We start from the raw sequence: 17,781 nt of genomic DNA on the forward strand, positions 1-17,781 counted from the left end.
CGCTAGCGGCCGAGGAAGTCCATGATGAGCCCGGCGGTCTGGACCGGCTGCTCGAAGTACAGCATGTGGCCGCAGTCGAGCTCGGCCGTGGTCAGGTTGTCCCGCAGTGTGATCTTGCACGCCTGGACGAACGCGGGCCGGACGAACGGTGAGCGCAGCGCCGAGACGAGCAGCGTCGGCGTGTCCGGCGGCGGGAGCTGCGCGGCCCTGGTCATCTCGCTCCATGCCGTCGTCGTCGCCGGGTAGCTGTACCGGGGCAGCCAGCTTCCGCCCAGCTGCACGAAGTTCTCGTGCAGCTCCTCCTCCACGTCGAACAGCCCCACCTCGGCCCACTTCTCCCGCAGCCACATGGCCGCCTGTTCGGCGCTGTGCGACACGTGCGGCCACGGCGGCATGGTGTCCATGACGAACTGCGGGTCGAGGCCGATCGCCGGGTCGAGCAGGACCAGCTTCGTCACCCGCTGCGGCGCCAGCCTGGCGAGGTGGATCGCCGCCGCGGCGCCGAAGGAGTGGCCGACGACCGGCAGCCCGGTCACCTTCAGGCTGTCCAAAACGGACAGCAGGTCGGCCGCGTGCTGCTCGAGGGTCCACGGCGGGTAGTGCGTCGAGTTCCCGTGCCCGCGCAGATCCGGTGCTATCACGCGGAAACCGTCGAAGAAGTACTCGGCGAGGCGCTTGAAGTGTCCACCGTGGCCGGTCACGCCGTGCAGCATCAGCACCGGCTTCCCGTCGTCGGGACCGAACTGGCGCACGTGCAACGTCGGGCTCACCGCACCATGATCCCACGTCGCCGGATGATCCCTTTTTTCGGTTGTTTCCGAATTCGTGCCGGAGCCATTACGGTGGGGAGCGGACCGTTGCAGGGTATGGAGGTCGCCCCGATGTCCAGGAAGCTCGCCCTCACCAGCACATTAATCATGGTCGCCCTGTTCCTGCCGGTCCCGGCCGGGGCGGCCGAGATGCGCCAGCAGACCGCCATTCCGGCATATTGGGGACCGGATACGCCGGACGGCATGGAGATCTTCAACCGATTGGCGCAAAACCGGCCGACGAATGGGATCACGGTGCTCAACGGCAGTCGCAGCATGCCGGAGCTGCCGTTCAACCCCGCCTGGGCCACCGCGATCGGCAAGCTGGCCGGATCGGGCACGAAAACGCTGGTCTACGTCGACACCGGCTATCTGGGGGTCGACTTCGGGCACGGCAGTCATCGGACCAGGGCAGGCGGGACTTCGATTCCGGAGTGGCTGGAGCAAATCCGCCGTGACGTCGACGACTGGTACGACGCATACGGCGCGAGCGGACTGGGCGGCATCTTTCTCGACCAGACGATTCTGATCTGCGGCCCCGGCGACGAGTACGCGAAACTCTACGCGGAGATTCGCGACCACATCCGGGCGAAGCACCCCGGCGCGTACATCGTGATCAATCCAGGTGCCCCGGCCGAACGGTGTTACGAGAACGTGGCGGACACCATGGTCTCGTTCGAAGGCGACTTCGACACCTACATGGCGCACACTTCGCCGGACTGGCAACGTGATCACTCCGAACCACGCAAGTTCTGGCACCTCGTGCACAACGTGCCGACCGTCGACGACATGAAAGCCGTGGTCACGCGCAGCAAGAGCAACAACGCGGGATTCGTCTACACGACCGAACGCCGGATGGATCCGTACCCGTGGGGCGGACTGGCGTCCTACTGGGACGCCCAACTGGTCGCGGCGTCCGGGATCGCCGACACGACACCGCCGCATCCGCCGGTCGGGCTCAGCGCGACGACCCGTTCGGACCAGGTCGCGTCCCGCGTACGGCTGTCGTGGCAGACACCGGCCGACGACGTGGCGGTGGCCGGATACGAGGTGTACGCCAATCGCGTCAAGATCGCCGAAACGTACAACAACACATATCAGCTGACCGGCCTGCCGCACGGCAAGCCATACGAGTTCGCGATCAAAGCGCGTGATGCCGCGGGCAATCTCTCGGCCGAGAGCGCGCCATTGATGATCACGACGCCGTCGGCTGGTCCACCGTTGTCGGACGCCGCCGCCTGCCTGAGTGCCGACGTCGCGGAATACCGGGTGAGTTTCGGTGCGCTGTTCGGCCACCACCGGGTGTTCGTCGACTCCGACGACAACCCGTCGACCGGATGGCACCTGCCGCCCGGACTGCCAGCCGGGATCGACCTCTTGATCGAGAACTCGTTTCTGTACCGGTATACCGGCCCCGGCTGGGCGTGGGAACGAGTAGCGGATGTACGACCTCTGGTAGAGGAATTCGGAGGTACTTTCGTATGGCGTGTCCCGGTGGCCGGTCCGGCCCGGCAGACCGTCGTGTTCAGCGGTTTCACCGCCGAGGACCCGCCGGACGAGTACAGCCCGGTGATTACCGCCGAGCGGGTTGCGTCCTGTTGATTCACTCGGCAGGACCAAGGGAAAACTGCTAACGACTCCTCGGTCGGCGCCGACGAACTCCATGGCCGGTGTCAAAAATCCCTGAGGAGTGAGCGTGACTGTTCACATGCCGGATTTACGCAGAATCGGCATCGTTGGAATGGGCTATGTCGGCTTGACGCTGGCGGCCGCGATGGCCCGCAAGGGCTTCGAAGTGCACGGGGTCGACACCGACCCGTTCGTACTCGAATCGCTGTCCCAGGGAAAGCCGCACATCTTCGAGCCCGGTGTGACCGAGACGTTCACCGAACTGATCGGCAAGAACATCTTCATCGCCCGTGAACTGCCCGATGACGGCGTCGACGCGGCGATCATCTGCGTGTCCACGCCCGTCGACGAAACGACCCATGAACCCAGGTTGAAGAACCTGGCCGCGGCGGCCGAACACGTGGCCGACCGGTGCGCGCCGACCACGTTGGTCGTTGTCCGCAGCACGGTCCCGGTCGGTGCGAGCCGTGCCGTCGTGCTGCCGCCGCTGGTCGAGAAGTGGGGCAGCGCACGGCTGGTGATGGCGCCGGAGCGCACGATCCAGGGCCAGGCCCTGCGTGAGCTGGTCGAACTGCCGCAGGTCGTCGGCGGACTCGACGACGAGAGCCGCGAGCTCGGTGTGCGGCTGTTCGGCGGGCTGTCGGCCCAGGTGGTCCCCGTGTCCACTGTGGAAACCGCTGAGCTGGTGAAGCTCACCAACAACTGCCACACCGACGTGATCTACTCGTTCGGCAACGAGGTGGCGATGCTCACCGAGCGGCTCGGTCTCGACCCGCTCGAGGTGATCAGGGCGACCAACCTCGACTACCCGAGGCCCGACATCGCCAAGCCCGGCTACGTCGGCGGCGGGTGCCTGTCGAAGGACCCGTACATCATGATCACCAGCGGCGAGCGCAACGGCTACGTACCGAAGCTCATCGCGGCCGCCCGAACGCTCAACGAGGAAACGCCGGTGCACGTCGCGCACCGGGTGGTCGAGCTGATGTCCGGTAGCCGGACGCTGCTGGTGCTCGGCTGGGCCTACAAAGGTCATCCGCCTACAGACGACATGCGCGGCACGCCGATCGTGTCGATGATGCCGGTGTTCTCGGCGGCGGGGATCCACGTCCTCGGGCACGACCCGCTCGTCCTGCCCCGCGTGATCAGGGAGTACGGCGGTGAACCGGTCGACGTCGCCGAAGGCTTCCAGCGGGCCGACGCGGTGCTGGTGATCACCGACCACCCCGACTACAAGGCGATCGACGTCGACGAGGTGCTGCCCGGCGGGAACGTCCGGCTGGTCTACGACTCGTGGCGGATCCTAAACGCGGACAAGGTCACCGCCAACGGCGTGCGGTACGCGGCGCTGGGCTACGAGGTGCCGGCATGAGGGCGCTCGTGCTCGGCGGCGCCGGGTTCATCGGCGTGCACCTGACCAGGCGCCTGCTCGCCGAAGGGCACGAGGTCACCGTGGTCGACGACTTCTCCCGTGGCCGCAACGACCCCGACCTGGCCGCGCTCGACGTGCCGGTGATCTCGGCCGACCTCACCGACCACGAGTCGTTCGACCGGATCCCGCACGGCTGGGACCAGGTGTACCTGCTGGCCGCGGTGGTCGGCGTGCGCAACGTGGAGAAGGACCCCGGCCGGGTCGTGCACGTCAACACCATGGTCGTGCTGAACGCTTTGGACTGGATCAGGCCGGAGGAGAAGCTGTTCTTCGCCTCGACCAGCGAGGTGTACGCCGGTGGTGTGAGTGCGGGCATCGTGCAGGTCCCGACGCCGGAGACGGTGCCGGTGATGATCGAGGACGTGACCGCGCCGAGGTTCGCCTACGCGGCGAGCAAGCTGCTCGGCGAGGAAGCGGTCGTCCACATGGGACGGGCCAAGGGCCTGTCGTTCGTGATCGGCCGGTTCCACAACGTCTACGGGCCGAGGATGGGCGCGGACCACGTGATCCCCGAGCTCTCCCTGCGGGCCGCCCGCCGCGAGGACCCGTTCAAGGTCTACGGCACCGACCAGTACCGGGCGTTCTGCTACGTCGACGACGCCGTGTCGGCCATGCTGCTGTCGATGGACAAGGTCACCGGCGAGATCGTGCACATCGGCAACGACGAGGAGACCAACATCGGCGACCTGACCAAGCTGGTGTTGCGGATCGCCGACCACGACCCGGTGCTCGACGTCGAGAGCGCACCGGCCGGATCGGTCGCGAGGCGCTGTCCGGACTTGGCGAAGCTGCGCGCGCTCACCGGGTACGAACCCGCTGTGTCATTGGAAGAGGGAGTCAGGCGGACGTTCGAATGGTATCGCGGGAACGCGTGACCCATCCGCGTGGCGGGCCGGTCGCGTTCTACTACGGAACCGACGAGATCGACCGGCTCGCCGCGTTCGATCGCGTGGTGCTGCAGGGCGAGGCGTACTCCGAACAGGACATCGCCTCGCTCGTGGTACGGGGTGTGCGGCCGTTGTGCTACCTGTCGCTGACCGAGGACACCGGGCCACCTGCGGAGTGGCAGCGCACGCAGAGCAACCCGGACTGGGGTGGGCACTTCGTCCACGTCGGACACCCCGGGTGGAGCGAGCACGTGCTGGGCAAGGCCGGTGAGATGCGCAGGCGGGGGTTTCGGGGGTTCTTCCTCGACACGCTGAACATCGAGCTGACGTTCCCCGACGACCTGCCGCACCTGCTGACGCTGGTCGCGGCGATCAGGGAGTCGACCTACCCGGACTACCTGCTGGCCAACCGGGGTTTCGGCCTGTTGCCGCAGCTGGCCGAACTGGTCGACGGCGTGCTGTTCGAGTCCTTCACGTCCCGGTGGGTCGACGACGGCTACGCGCCGTGGCCACCGGACGTGCTCGACGTGCACGCCCGATACGCGGAGATGTTGCTGGGACTGGACGTGGAGGTGTTCGCGCTCGACTACGCGGACACTCCACGGCTGGCCCAGTACGCCCAGCAAAGAGCAGCCAGATTCGGAATGCCCTGTTTCGTGAGCACCCGTGATCTGGGAACACTGCCCGCCGCATGAGGCGGCGGGCAGTGCGGTGTTCACCAGAGCGCGCGGATAGAGGAACGCAGGTCGTGGTGCGGTCGCCAGTTCAGGGTGGTGGTGATCCGGGAGATGTCGGCGGCGATCCACGTGACGGCGCCGGATCGGTGCACCGGCGGGTCGGCCTCGGAGATCTCGCCGGTGTACCCGGCCACTTCGGCGAGCACCTTCACCGCGTCCCTGATCAGCACGGGCACGCCGCTGCCCACGTTCATCACCGGGTACCGAACCTCGTCGGCGAGTGTCACCGCGGCGATCGCGCGGGCGACGTCCCGCACGTCGACGAAGTCCCGGTACGAGTCCAACGGGCCGAGCAGGATCTTGTCGTCGCCGTGGTGCAACGCCGTGCGGATGTTCGCCGCCGCGCGACCGAGCACGGTGTCCGCGCCGATCCCTGGCCCGATCGGGTTGAACACGCGCAGCGACACAGCGTCTACATCGGCTGCGACGACCATGTTGGTGCTGGCGAGTTTCGTGATGCCGTAGGTCGCGACGGGGACGGTCGGGCTGTCCTCGGACACGGGCGTGCCGACGGGGACCACGCCGTACTCGCCTGCCGAGCCGAGCACGACCAGCCGCGCCGACGGCACCGCCGCGGTGATCGCGTCCACCAGGTGCGCGGTCGTGAGCACGTTGGCCGACACCAGGTCCGCGGCGGAGCCGGATAACAGTCCCGTGCAGTTGACCACGACCTCCGGCTTGATCTCCCGCAGCAGCGTCATCAGTTTGCCGACGTCGTCGTTGACCAGGTCGTGCCGCAGCGCGGAACGGCGGCCGACCTGGACCAGGTCGACCTGGCCGGTCAGTTCGGCGACCACCTTGCCGCCGAGGAAACCACTGCCACCGAAGAGCAGCACCCGCTTCATCAAGCCACCGATCCGGGGACGAGCAGCGGGCGCAGCCGTTCGAACTCGCGGTTGGCCTCGTCGTAGTCGTCCGGCCGCCCGATGTCCAGCCAGTACCCGTCGAAGTCGTAGGCCGCGGGGGGTTCGTCCTTGGCCAGCAGGTCGAGCACGAGCTCGTCGAGTCCGAAGGGGACGTTGCGCGGGTAGGGGGCGAGCGTCTTGCGGGACATCGCGTAGACGCCCATGCTCACGCCGTAGGAGAGGGTCGGCTTCTCCACGAACCGCACGATCCGGCCGTCGGCCGTCTCCAGCGTGCCGAAGTCGATCTTCACCTGCCGCTGGTAGGTGGCGATGGTCAGCGGCGCGCCGGTCTGGGTGTGGTGGTGCAGCAGCCCGACGTAGTCCAGATCCGTGAGCACGTCCCCGTTCATCACCAGGAAGTTCTCCGGCAGTAAGTCGAGGAAGTTGAGCAACGGCCCGATCGTCGACAGCGGCGACTCCTCCTGGGAGTAGTCGACCGAGATGCCCCACCGCGAGCCGTCGCCGACGAAGGCCTGGATCAACGACCCGAGGTGGCCGATCGCCAGTGTGGCGCGGGTGAAGCCCTGTGAGCGCAGCTGTTGCATGATGATGTCGAGGATGGCGTACTCCTCACCGATCGGCACCAGCGGTTTCGGCAGCGCCGTCGTGTAAGGCCGCAGTCGTACTCCCCGCCCCCCAGCGAGTATCACCGCGTGCATGGTGTTGCCTCCTTCTTCTCAACGGTAGCGCCGGACCTCGCCCGCGGTCGCCAGCGAGGTCAGCAGGAAAAGCACGAGCAAGGCGGCACAGCCCGTGAGGAAAACCGGGATCTCGTGACCGGGTGCGAAGTGGTTGACGAGCACGTTGGCACTGATGACGACGGGCATGATCGCCAGCGGCCAGCGCAGGCCTTCGTAGCGCATCAACACGAACCCGAGGAAGAACACGCCACCGAGCAGCACGTGCGCGTCCACGAGCAGCGCGCCCCGGGCGGTGAGCAGGCCGAACCGGGCGAGGACGCCGAGCACGACCAGCGCGACGCAGGCCAGGATCACCAGGCACCAGGCCAGTTCCCTGACCAGCAGCCGCTGGGTGGCCCGCCGGAACCGCGTGACGTCCTTGGCCGAGTCCAGTTCGTCCAGCGCCTGCTCGGAATACCGGTGCGCCCGCCACTCCACGGCGCCCATCCCGAGCACCAGCGGCGCGACGGCCAGTCCGAGATCCAGATCGGCCAACACGAACCGCGCGTCCGTGTTCAACATGAACGCCGCGCACAAGGCCGAGTACGCCACACTGGGCGCGGACAGCCTGAGCAACAAGGACATGCGCGGCGGTTTGCGGGTGTCCGGCTTTGCCCGGCCCGTCTCGTGCCACGAGGCGGCCAGGATCAGCGCAATGGACAGTGCGCCGCAGCCGAGTGCCACGGGCAGCACGTCGAGAACGAGATGCGCCGCACCGCCGGCGCACGCGGGAACCATCAGCAACGCCAGGCGTGCCTCCCGCTTGTGGATCACGAGCACGCACGACGAGACCTGGAATCCCATCTGTGCCAGGCAGAACATCCACAGCCGGGTGTCGATCAGCAACGACCCGGCCGCGACGACCCCGAGCCCGACACCGCCGGACAGCCGCAACGACCGCCCGGCGGCGCGGTCGAGACCGTGGCCGAGCAGGCGGTAGGCGACCAGGCTCATGCCCATCGCCCACCACCAGCCGATCGCGGTGGTGAACACCAGGCCGCGGACCATGGTCATCGCGCCGAGCCAGTCGTACGCCGCCGGGTAGGCCAGGCTCGGCAACAGGAAGAGCGGTCCGTGCGACAGTACCCGGAACGTTCTCCTGGTCCGTGGTTCGTCGTCGTGCGTCTCGACGTCACGAGGCAGACGCTTGTACACGACGACGGCGAGCGCGAAGACGTCCTTGACCCCGTAGCGCTCCTGCGCCACCTGGTCGGTGAAACCCTGGCTCTCCAGCACGGCGGCGATCTGCAGCTCGTCGACCGCCCGGCCGATCATCGGCGCGACCCGGTTCGCGAGCTCGTCCACCGCCTCGATCTCGGTCATCGCGTCACCAGCTCGGTGTAGATCGCCCGGTAGCTGTCGTTCCACTGCTGGAGGGTGAAGTTCTCCAGCACCCGCTGCCGGGCGACCCGGCCGAGCTTGCGCCGCAACGACGTGTCGGTGAGCAGCTTGACGCACGCCCGCGCGACGGCCGTGTGATCGCGTGGCGGGACGACGAACCCGGCGTCGCCGACGGCCTCGGACACGCCGCCGACGTTCGTGCACACCTGGGGCCGCCCGGCCGACATCGACTCGACCACGGTGAACGGGAACCCCTCGGACACGCTGGTCAGCGCGACCAGGTGACCCGCGTGGTACGCGTCGATCTGCCGGGGCACACGGCCTTCGAACGTGGCCGACCCGGTCAGCCCCAACTGCTCGATCAGCTCGACGCAGCTGGCGTGGTACCCCTCGTTGACCGGGGTGACCGGGCCGAACATCCGCAGCACCGCGTCCGGGATCTCCTTGCGCACCAGGTGGAACGCCCTGATCAGGGTGTGCAGGTCCTTCAACGGGTCGATCCGGCCGACGAACACGATTGTCGGCAGGTCCGGCTCGTGCTCGACCGGCGGGAAGTCCGCCGGGTCGATGCCGTTGTACATCGTGCGCATGCGGGCGGCGTCCGCGCCGTTGTGCAGCTGCCAGCGACGGTTGTAGCTGGAGTGCGGCGCGAGCATGTCCGCCGCGCGGTAGGCCGCGCCCGCCAGTGCGCGGAAGAAGCTGAGCAGCAACACCTTCACCGAGTGCGGGGTGGGTTCGTTGACGATGCCGAGATAGCGTTCCCGCAGGTACACGCCGTGCTCGGACATCAGGATCGGGGTGCCGTGCGTCCACTTCGCGGCCATCGCGACCAACGCGCTCAGCCCGTTCATCGACAGGTGGCAGATGTCGGCCTCGATCGGTGGGTACGACAGCGGCCGCAGCATGTGTTCCAACAGGTCCGACGCGGTCAGCGCGTCACGCAGGCTGAGCGGTTCCGTCCACGTCGTCATCAGCCGGTCGATGGCCTCGTTGGACACCATCGCCTTGCTCAGGTCCGCCTTCCTGGCGTACTCGAACATCGCGGGCAGCGCGTCCAGCAGCGCGTCGGGGTTGCCCGGCGGTCGCAGCGCTTCGATGAACGCCGCGTGGATCGCGCCGAAACCGCGTCTTTTCCGTCGTTTCCGCTGTTGCGGGCCCCATAACGGAAGGTTCACGACCCGCGCCAGGTTGTCCGGTGTCGGCCAGGTGCTGCGCTCGGACCCGTCGACGGTCAACGCGACCGCTGTGAACTCGTGTTCGGGCATGCCGTTGATCAGCTGGTCGCACCACAGGCTGACACCGCCGGGGTGGAACGGGTAGGCGCCTTCGGAGATCAACGCGACCCGAAGACTTGGCCGGGCCGCCCCGGTGGGCTTGGTCAGGGTGAGGCGCTCGGGTGCGATCATGACCGTGGGCTCGCAGTCACGGTGACGGACTGGCCCGCGTTCACGCCGAGCCGTGAGATCGCGTCGCTGCCGTAGATCTCGGCCTCGTCCGGTCCTTTCTGGTCCTCGTCGGTCGCCTCCCTCGTCTGGATCCCGGTGACGAACAGCGATCCGTCGTTCTTCGCGGTGTAGGTCACGGCGTTCGTCAGCCGGTTCCACACGGCGTCCTCGGTGAGCTGGCCGAAGTGGGACGTGCGGTGCTCCACGTAGTTCGCCAGCGTGACCCAGTCGGTGTTCTTCAACGGGACCCGGTAGTACGCGGTGTACCCGGCGAGAACCGCCTCGATCCAGTCGAACGCGAGGCTCTTGCCGTTCGCGTACTGGTGGAGGTTGCCCTGGTGCAGCGTGTGGACGTATGCGGAGCCGCTCATCACGTGCTGCAGCGCGACTTCAGCCTCGCCCTTGACGATCGCCTCGTAGCTGTGCGCGCCGTATTCGGCGTTGTACAGAGCTTTCTGCTCGTCCGGGGTGACGGCCTCGAACGCGATGTTGGTCGGCCAGTCCGGGACGACGAACACGTCCCGCTGCAACGGGTGGTGGATGCCGCAGTTGAAGCAGGACGGCCGGTGGCCCGCGAAGGACATGTTGCCCTGGACGTAACGCACACCGAGGTCGCTCGCCGCCTTGAGCAGTTCCTTGTTGGACCCGGCCAACCCGTGGTCGGTCGGCGGGTCGGGGGACTCCGGGTCCGGGTTGTACACGCCGAGCCCGGAGTACTCGGGGGTTTTCAGCACCGAGTGCGGGACCTTCAGCCCGCCGGTGGCCGCGTCCAGGAGGTTGCGCTGGATCTCGGTGTGGTTGCGTTCGTAGGGGGTGTCGTTCATCTGCGGGTGTGTGCTGGTGTGGTTGATCCACCGGAACTCACCGGCCAGGCACTTGGTGTAGCTGCTCAGCGGCTCGGTGGTGTCGTCGGAGCAGTGCGCGGGGGCCCGTGCGTCGAACTTGCTGGCGTTGTAGGGCAGGTTGAGCGTGAAGTCCTTCGCCAGCGGGTGGGCCTGGCGTACTTTCTTCTGCTGGTCGGCGACTTCCGCGGCCTCGGCGCCGGTCAGCCGGTACACGTCCTTGGTGCCGTCCGGGTGCAGCCGCAACGTGCTGCTGAACCAGTCGTCGACGTCCACGCCGAACCAGTGCCGTTGTTCGCCGAGGAAGACGCCCCGGGTCGCCCACCGCACGAGCCCGAGACCGAGCAGCTTCGTCGACACGGCGTCTGGGCCGACCGAGAACGTCAACGCGGCCCGTTCCCTGCCGTCGTGGGTGCTGAACACACCGACCACGTCCTGCCCGACGGTCAGGAACGGAGTCGCCTCGCAGCCCAGTCTCGCCCGGTACAGGTAGGACTGGACGATCGGGATCTTGGCGTCGGCGACCAGGTAGTCGAACACCTGGTTGCCCGCCCCGGTCACCGTGGCCAGCTCAGGCGTCGTGCCGACGGCGCCCTCGCCGGCCGGGCGTAAGCAGTAGTCCTCAGGGGACTGACCGGGGAACGTGTTCAACGAGACCTGCCGGACCTGGAACTCGCGTTCGTACTTCCATAACGCGTCCCACTCCTGTGGTTCGAGCGCGGGCTGGTAGTTGCCGTTGTTCGGGTAGAGCAACGCGTTGTTGGTCAACAGGATCGCGTTGTACCGGCCCACGCCGTCCGTCCGCACCAACCGGGTGGTGTCCAGCCGTTCGGTGCGGGCGAGCAGGACGTCGTACGGCGTGCCGATGCCGTCCAGCACTGATTTCCACGCGGCCAGGCCGAAGTCGTCCGTGTCGGTCGCCACCACCAACAGCCGCAGCGCGACGCGCGATCCCGGCCCCGAGTCCGTGTTCTTGGCGCGGATCGGGACGCGTTGCCTGCGGGGCAGCGGTGGTTGGTCCGGCATCCCCGGCTGTGCGGACACACCCGTGGGGCCTGGTGCCTCGAGCCCGGACGGGCTGGTCAGCGTGACGGCGACCAGTCCGAGCGCGACGACGATCAACAGCGGGATCGGAAGGCTCCGACCCAGCACGCGTGGATTCATGCCTGCCTACCTCGGCTGGGCGAGCAACGTCTGTCCCAGCCCGGGGCGCACGCCCAGTTGGGTGATCAGGTCGGTGCCGTACCGCTCGGACGGAACGAGCAGGGCGCCCGCACCGGTGATGAACAACGAGCCGGTGGTGTCGGCCTTGACCGTGACGACATTGGTCACCTTGTCCCACACCACGTCCGGTCCGGCCTTGATCTCGTTGTGGTGCGCGGAGCGGGCCTTCGAGTAGTTCGCCACCCAGGTCCAGTCCGGGCCCTTGAGCGGCACGTTGTAGTAGCCGCTGTACTGCCGGACGACCTCTTCGACCCAGTCGAACGCGAGGCTCTTGCCCGGTGCGTAGTGGTGTGCGTTGCCCTGGTGGAACGTGTGCACGTACACGGACCCGGACAGGACGTGTTCGAGGCCGACCTCCGCCTCCAGCGCGAGGATCTCCGCGTACGTCAGGTTCCTCGGGTGGGTCGGGAACTGGCCGTTCGGGCCGTACAGGCTGTTGTACAGGTACGTTTGCTCGTCGGGAGTGGTGACCTGGTAGCCGATGTTGACCGGCCAGTCCGGCACGACCGACACCGAGGGCTCGAGCGGGTGCGTGATCGCGCAGTTGAAGCACGGCGGCTGGTGGCCCTCGAAGGACATGTTGCCGTGCAGCACCGTCACGCCGAGGTCCTTCGCGGCGCGCAGCAGCTGCGGGTTCGACCCGGTCAGGCCGAAGTCCTTGAGCGGTCCGTTCGGCGTGGTCGAGTAAACGCCGAGCCCGGAGTACGCCGGGGTCTTGAGGATGTCGGCGGGCACGACGAAGCCGGCGTCCCGCCCCACGGTCAGGTTGTCGCGGATCTCGGCGACGTTCTCGGCGTAGCCGGTGAAGTCGAGCGTCGGGTGCTCCAGCGTGTGGTTGATCCACCGGAAGTTGTTGCCCTCACAGCGGGAGAAGCTGCTCAGCGGGTCCGGCGTGTTCATCGCGCTGCAGCGGGACGGCGCGTTCGGGACCAGCCCACCGCCGTTGTACGGGAGGTTCAGGGTGAACTCGTCGGCCAGCGGATACCGGTCCCGCAGGGAGTTCTGCTGCGCGTGGGTCGCCGAGGCCTCGGGGCCGGACAGCCGGAAGCCGGGGTCGGTCTCCAGGCGGCCGTCCGGGTACAGGTGGGCCGTGTGGTTGAACCAGTCGTCGATGTCAAGGTTGAGGAAGTGCCGCTGCTCGCCGATGAACACGCCTCGTGTCGCCCATCGCAGCAGCCCGTAACCAAGCAGGTCGGTGTGCACCTGGTACTCACCGGAGGAGAACGTGAGCGCCGCGCGTTCGCGCCCGTCCGGGGCGGTGGACGTGACCGCGTACACGTCGCTGCCGACGGTCAGCAGCGGCGTGGCCTGGCAGTTCGCCTGCAGCCGTGACCGGTACACATACGATTGGGAGAGGGGAATTCGCGCCGACGCTTTCAGGTAGTCGAAGACCTGGCTACCCGCCTGCGTCAATGCGGCCTGGATCGGTGTGGTGACAGGACCTTCGGTTCCGGCCCGGAGGCAGTAGTCCTCCGGGTACGTACCATATGAGGTGTACAACGAGACCTGACGGATCCCGTGTGCCCTTTCGTACGCCCACAGCGCAGACCACTCGGTCGAATCGAATGCGCTGGTCCCTTCGCTGATCAGCGCGTTGTCGGTAAGCAGGACGGCGTTGTACTTGGCTGTTCCGTCGTTGTTCACGAGGTGGCTGGCCAGCAGCGTCGTGTTCTTCGCGAGTATGACGTCGTATGGCTGGCCGATCCGGTCAAGGGTCGACTTCCACGTCGGCAACCCGAAATCGGTCGCCGAACTCGCGAGAACCAGCACGCGCAACGCGACCTTGCCGCCCGCGTTCACCTGGTGGGAACCGGTGGCGGCCTTGGTGGCCTTTACCGGTCCATTCACCACGGGCAGCTTCGGCGCGGGTGCCTGTTTCGGGCGGGAGACCGCCGCGCGGATCAGCGGATGTTCGTGTGCGTGCTCGACATGCCCGCCACCAGCGGGTGCGCTGCTCGCGGGGCTGGCGACGGAACCGGTGACAGCGGCGGCTAGCAGGACAGGCAAAACCCTCGTCCTGATCCTGTTCATGGACGAAACCCCTCTGGTGGCGTCGTTACTCGGGCATGGCGAGATGGCGAGCGCACCGCTCGCGCAGCGGACGAAGAACTGTTTCCCAATAAGCGGGACGAGGCGCGAAAGCGCTCAGCCGGGCATGAGCCTCCCAGGTGCAGGGCCGGGGCAGCATTGATCGAAAAGGCGTGACGCACTTAGGGGTTCGTCGGCGGAAGTCTGCTTGTTACACGCTGACATTCGCCACTTTTCAGTGGATCATTCTCGATATCATGATCCTCGTGCGGGGAACGGATATCGTCCCACCCGTGACCCGCGTGTTCGCTGATGGGCACCGCATGACATGGCCCGTTCGGCGGTTGTTCGGTGCGGCCGTACGGCGGCGTTGTCACTCGAGTGGATGGGCCATTCGGTAGCTCTCGGCCGATCGGGTGACAATTGCCCGCTTTCGCTTGTTTTTATGACCGAACACAATGATCGACGCAATTTATCCGGCAACTGGGAATGACGTTTGCCATGCCTGTCACCGGATGGGCGGTCGCGCGGGCCCCGGGGGCCGATCGCAACCACTTAGGTGATCAACATCCTGGTCAGGGGGTGTCGCTCACCCGGATGTCGGAGCGCCGTGATTCCATCGTGACGTGGTGACGAAGTCCGCGCCGCTGCTCGTACGGGCTCCGCACCGCCCTCGCAGGGGTCTGAACTGGGACGACGCGGCCGCCCAGCTGATCGAGGGCGGTGGCGGCTTCTGTCGCGTCCTCGGCGGACCCGGGACCGGCAAGACGACCCTGCTGGCGCACAGTGCCGCACGGCGTATCGCGGACGGCGTCGACCCCGAGAACATGCTGATCCTCACGACCAACCGGCGAGCAGCCGCCGCGTTGCGGACACAGATCGCCAGTCTGCTCGCCGACGGTGGCATGCCCACAGCGCGTGACCCGCTTGTACGCACGGTCCACTCCTATGCGTTCGCTGTGCTGAGGTTGCATGCGTCATTGCGGGACGAGCCGGGGCCTCGGCTGCTGAGCGGTCCGGAACAGGACTCCGTCTTCCGGGATCTGCTGGAAGGCGACCTCGAGCGCGGCGCCGCCTACTGGCCGAAACGCCTGCGGCCCGCGCTGACCATTCCCGGTTTCGCCGACGAACTGCGTGACCTGCTGCTGCGGGCCGCCGAACGGGGCATCGGCCCGGACGACCTGGCTGCGCTCGGGCGGCGGTACTCGCGGGACGAATGGGTCGCGGCGGGACGGTTCGGCAAGCAGTACGAACAGGTCACGTTGCTCGCAGGCGCGGCGGACACCGGTGTGGCGCAGGCGAGCGGGCCCGCGTTGGACGCCGCGGAGCTGGTCGACAGCGCCCTTGTCGCGTTCGAGACCGACGACGAGTTGCTCGACCAGGAACGCGCGCGCGTCCGCCACCTGTATGTCGACGACGCGCAGCACCTGGACCCGTTGCAGTACCAGCTGGTCGAAACGCTGGCCGAGGGCGGCGGCGAGTTCGTCCTGGCCGGGGACCCGGACCAGGCGATCTTCTCCTTCCGCGGCGCCGATCCGCGGTTGCTGGCCGACGCGGACCCCAGCGGGCTCAACACGGTCGTCCTCACCACCGGCCACCGGATGTCCACCCAGGTCAGGGAAGCCGTCGGCCGCCTGGCCATGCGGCTGCCCGGCGCGGGGCCGCAGCGGCGGATCCAGGAAGGTCGTGGTGTCCCCGCCGACGGCAACGTGGCAGTGCGGCTGCACCCGTCGGCCGCCGCCGAGGCCAACTGGGTCGCCGACCAGTTGCGGCGGGCGCACCTGATCGACGAGGTGCCGTGGTCGGAGATGGCCGTGGTCGTCCGCTCGGCGACACGGTCGATTCCCGTGCTGTACCGGGCTTTGGCGGCGGCCGGTGTGCCTGTCGTGATCCCCACCGACGAGTTGCCGTTGGCGCAACAACCAGCCGTACGGCCGTTCCTCGCGTTGCTTGAGTGCGCCGCCGATTCCACGGCGTTGACCGCCGACACGGCCGCGATGCTGTTGTCGTCACCGCTCGGCGGCGCGGATCCAATGGCGTTGCGACGGTTGCGGCGTGGGCTGAGGCGTCTTGAGTTGGCCGCGGACGGAGACCGTTCCAGTGATGAGTTGCTTGTGGAGGCGCTCGACACGCACGACAAGCTCGCCGCCTTGGATGACGCGGAGGCCGCGCCGTTGCGCCGGGTCGCCGCCTTGCTCGCCGGGGCGCGCAAGGCGATCGCCGACGGCGCGGGTGTCGAGCAGGTGCTGTGGGAGATCTGGCAGGGCAGCGGACTCGAGCGCCGCTGGGTCGCGCAGACCGAGCGTGGCGGGACCTCCGGCGCGCACGCGGACCGTGACCTGGACGCGATCGTCGGGCTGTTCCACGCCGCGGCGAAGTACGCCGACCGGCTGCCCGGCGCCGGTGTCGCCCGGTTCGCCGATTACCTGACCGCGCAACAGATCGCGGGCGACAGCCTCGCCGCCAAGGCGCCGACGGGCGAGTCCGTCGCGCTGCTCACCGCGCACGCGGCCGCGGGCCGCGAATGGACGGTCGTCGCCGTGCCGGGCGTGCAGGAGGGCGCATGGCCGGACCTGCGGCTGCGTGGCTCGTTGCTGGGCGTCGAGCAGATGGTGGACGTGCTCAACGGCGCCGACCCGTACGAATACGTGTCGATGACCGCGCCGATCCTGGCCGAGGAACGCCGGTTGTTCCTGGTCGCGGCGAGCCGGGCCCGGTGGCGGCTGCTCGTGAGCGCGATCCGCGGTGAGGAGGAACAGCCGTCCCGGTTCCTCGGCGAGCTCGCCGAGTTCGAGGACGAGGAGCTGGCGTTCGTCTCGCTGTCGGCCACCCGGTCGCTCGTCCTGGCCGACCTGGTCGGCGAACTGCGCAAGGTGGTGTGCGACGGCGAGGAGTCCGCGCCGCGCCGCAGCCGTGCCGCCCGGCAGTTGGCCAGGCTGGCCGAGGCCGGTGTGCCGGGCGCGCACCCGGACTCCTGGTACGGCCTCGCGCAGATGTCCAGTGCGGTCGCGCTGCGGGAGAAGACCGAGCCGGTCAGGGTCTCACCCTCCACAGTGGACGTGTTAGCCAAGTGCCCGCTGCGCTGGGTGGTCGAGCGGCACGGCGGGCAGGACCCGGTCGAACTGCACGTGATCACCGGCACGCTCGTGCACGCGCTGGCCCAGGCGGCGGCGGAGGGCGCGAACGAGCGGGAACTGCGCGCCCAGCTCGACGAGACGTGGAAACAGGTCGACGCGGGTGCGCCCTGGTACTCCAAGCGCGAGAAGCAGCGCGTGCACGGCATGCTCGACACGTTCCTCAGCTGGCTGACGGGGACCCGCTCGCAGCTGACCCAGGTGGCGGTCGAGCACGACGTGGACGTCGACCTGCCGCAGGAGGAGGACGGCCCGCGGATCAGGCTGCGCGGCCGCGTCGACCGGCTGGAGGCCGACGCGGACAAACGGCCGGTCGTGATCGACATCAAAAGCGGCAAAACCCCCGTCAGCAAGGACGAAGCGGCCCAGCACCCGCAGCTGGCGGTGTACCAGCTGGCGGCGGCGTACGGCGCCTTCAAACAGCTGGGGCTCGACACCGACTCCGGCGGCGCGCGCCTGGTGTTCGTGGCCAAGAAGGACCGCAAGACCGGCGCGGCGGAACGCGTCCAGGAACCGGTCGAAGGCGAAGCCGTCCAGGAGTGGCTTGAGGTGGTCCGCAAGGCGGCGGCCGACAGCATCGGCCCGGACTACGAGGCGCGCGAGAACCCCGACTGCTCCCGCTGCCCGGCCAGGACCAGCTGCCCGTTGCACCCGGCCGGACGCCAGGTGACGGAGTGATGGATGGACGTTT

12 protein-coding genes are annotated in these 17,781 nt (G+C 68.0%); 5 read left to right on the top strand and 7 right to left on the bottom strand.

The annotated features are described in order from the left end of the window. Positions 1-2: 2 nt before the first annotated feature. Complete coding sequence (locus tag ALI144C_RS34795) at positions 3-770, bottom strand: alpha/beta fold hydrolase (RefSeq protein ID WP_076991418.1); 768 nt, start codon at positions 768-770, stop codon at positions 3-5. 111 nt (positions 771-881) lie between these two features. On the opposite strand from ALI144C_RS34795, the gene ALI144C_RS34800 reads away from it, so the two are divergent. The 4 genes from ALI144C_RS34800 (at position 882) to ALI144C_RS34815 (ending at position 5,449) form a co-directional block, all read left to right on the top strand. Then, a complete protein-coding gene (locus ALI144C_RS34800) occupies positions 882-2,411 on the top strand; it encodes a spherulation-specific family 4 protein (RefSeq protein WP_168211421.1) in 1,530 nt (509 codons plus the stop codon). A gap of 94 nt (positions 2,412-2,505) precedes the next feature. Beyond that, on the top strand, positions 2,506-3,807 hold the full coding sequence (locus tag ALI144C_RS34805) for a nucleotide sugar dehydrogenase (RefSeq protein WP_237774461.1): 1,302 nt from the start codon (positions 2,506-2,508) through the stop codon (positions 3,805-3,807). Beyond that, entirely contained in the window at positions 3,804-4,742 is a 939-nt protein-coding gene (locus tag ALI144C_RS34810; RefSeq protein ID WP_076991421.1) for an NAD-dependent epimerase/dehydratase family protein, read from the top strand. Before ALI144C_RS34805 ends, ALI144C_RS34810 begins: the two co-directional genes overlap by 4 nt. Then, on the top strand, positions 4,739-5,449 hold the full coding sequence (locus ALI144C_RS34815; protein ID WP_202819125.1) for an endo alpha-1,4 polygalactosaminidase: 711 nt from the start codon (positions 4,739-4,741) through the stop codon (positions 5,447-5,449). The genes ALI144C_RS34810 and ALI144C_RS34815 overlap by 4 nt, the downstream gene beginning before the upstream one ends. A 20-nt stretch (positions 5,450-5,469) precedes the next feature. Here the strand turns inward: ALI144C_RS34815 and ALI144C_RS34820 are convergent, their stop codons facing one another. The 6 genes from ALI144C_RS34820 to ALI144C_RS34845 are packed head-to-tail and all read right to left on the bottom strand — an operon-like array spanning position 5,470 to position 13,959. Further along, entirely contained in the window at positions 5,470-6,336 is an 867-nt protein-coding gene (locus ALI144C_RS34820) for an NAD-dependent epimerase/dehydratase family protein (protein ID WP_076991423.1), read from the bottom strand. Beyond that, complete coding sequence (locus ALI144C_RS34825) at positions 6,336-7,055, bottom strand: nucleotidyltransferase family protein (RefSeq protein ID WP_076991424.1); 720 nt, start codon at positions 7,053-7,055, stop codon at positions 6,336-6,338. The genes ALI144C_RS34820 and ALI144C_RS34825 overlap by 1 nt, the downstream gene beginning before the upstream one ends. A gap of 18 nt (positions 7,056-7,073) precedes the next feature. Then, a complete protein-coding gene (locus ALI144C_RS34830; RefSeq protein ID WP_076991425.1) occupies positions 7,074-8,399 on the bottom strand; it encodes a hypothetical protein in 1,326 nt (441 codons plus the stop codon). After that, positions 8,396-9,823: a GT4 family glycosyltransferase PelF gene (gene pelF / locus ALI144C_RS34835; protein WP_076991426.1), complete on the bottom strand. Its 1,428-nt coding sequence runs from the start codon at positions 9,821-9,823 to the stop codon at positions 8,396-8,398. Before pelF ends, ALI144C_RS34830 begins: the two co-directional genes overlap by 4 nt. Continuing rightward, entirely contained in the window at positions 9,820-11,868 is a 2,049-nt protein-coding gene (locus tag ALI144C_RS34840; RefSeq protein ID WP_076991427.1) for an Agd3-related carbohydrate-binding protein, read from the bottom strand. The genes pelF and ALI144C_RS34840 overlap by 4 nt, the downstream gene beginning before the upstream one ends. A gap of 6 nt (positions 11,869-11,874) precedes the next feature. Next, a complete protein-coding gene (locus ALI144C_RS34845; RefSeq protein ID WP_202819126.1) occupies positions 11,875-13,959 on the bottom strand; it encodes an Agd3-related carbohydrate-binding protein in 2,085 nt (694 codons plus the stop codon). A 623-nt stretch (positions 13,960-14,582) separates the two neighbouring features. Between ALI144C_RS34845 and ALI144C_RS34850 the strand changes: the two genes are divergently transcribed. Beyond that, the gene (locus ALI144C_RS34850; RefSeq protein ID WP_441297586.1) at positions 14,583-17,768 is read left to right on the top strand and encodes an ATP-dependent helicase; all 3,186 of its coding nucleotides are present in this window, start codon (positions 14,583-14,585) and stop codon (positions 17,766-17,768) included. Positions 17,769-17,781 lie beyond the last annotated feature (13 nt).

This window comes from Actinosynnema sp. ALI-1.44 (assembly GCF_001984155.1).
GTDB lineage: Bacteria > Actinomycetota > Actinomycetes > Mycobacteriales > Pseudonocardiaceae > Kibdelosporangium.

What these genes read in the sequence shown, in the direction of transcription:
- ALI144C_RS34800 (WP_168211421.1), top strand. Translation starts at nt 882, where the DNA reads ATGTCCAGGAAGCTCGCCCTCACCAGCACATTAATCATGGTCGCCCTG.
- ALI144C_RS34810 (WP_076991421.1), top strand. Translation starts at nt 3,804, where the DNA reads ATGAGGGCGCTCGTGCTCGGCGGCGCCGGGTTCATCGGCGTGCACCTG.
- ALI144C_RS34820 (WP_076991423.1), bottom strand. Translation starts at nt 6,336, where the DNA reads ATGAAGCGGGTGCTGCTCTTCGGTGGCAGTGGTTTCCTCGGCGGCAAG.
- ALI144C_RS34825 (WP_076991424.1), bottom strand. Translation starts at nt 7,055, where the DNA reads ATGCACGCGGTGATACTCGCTGGGGGGCGGGGAGTACGACTGCGGCCT.
- ALI144C_RS34830 (WP_076991425.1), bottom strand. Translation starts at nt 8,399, where the DNA reads ATGACCGAGATCGAGGCGGTGGACGAGCTCGCGAACCGGGTCGCGCCG.
- pelF (WP_076991426.1), bottom strand. Translation starts at nt 9,823, where the DNA reads ATGATCGCACCCGAGCGCCTCACCCTGACCAAGCCCACCGGGGCGGCC.
- ALI144C_RS34840 (WP_076991427.1), bottom strand. Translation starts at nt 11,868, where the DNA reads ATGAATCCACGCGTGCTGGGTCGGAGCCTTCCGATCCCGCTGTTGATC.
- ALI144C_RS34845 (WP_202819126.1), bottom strand. Translation starts at nt 13,959, where the DNA reads ATGAACAGGATCAGGACGAGGGTTTTGCCTGTCCTGCTAGCCGCCGCT.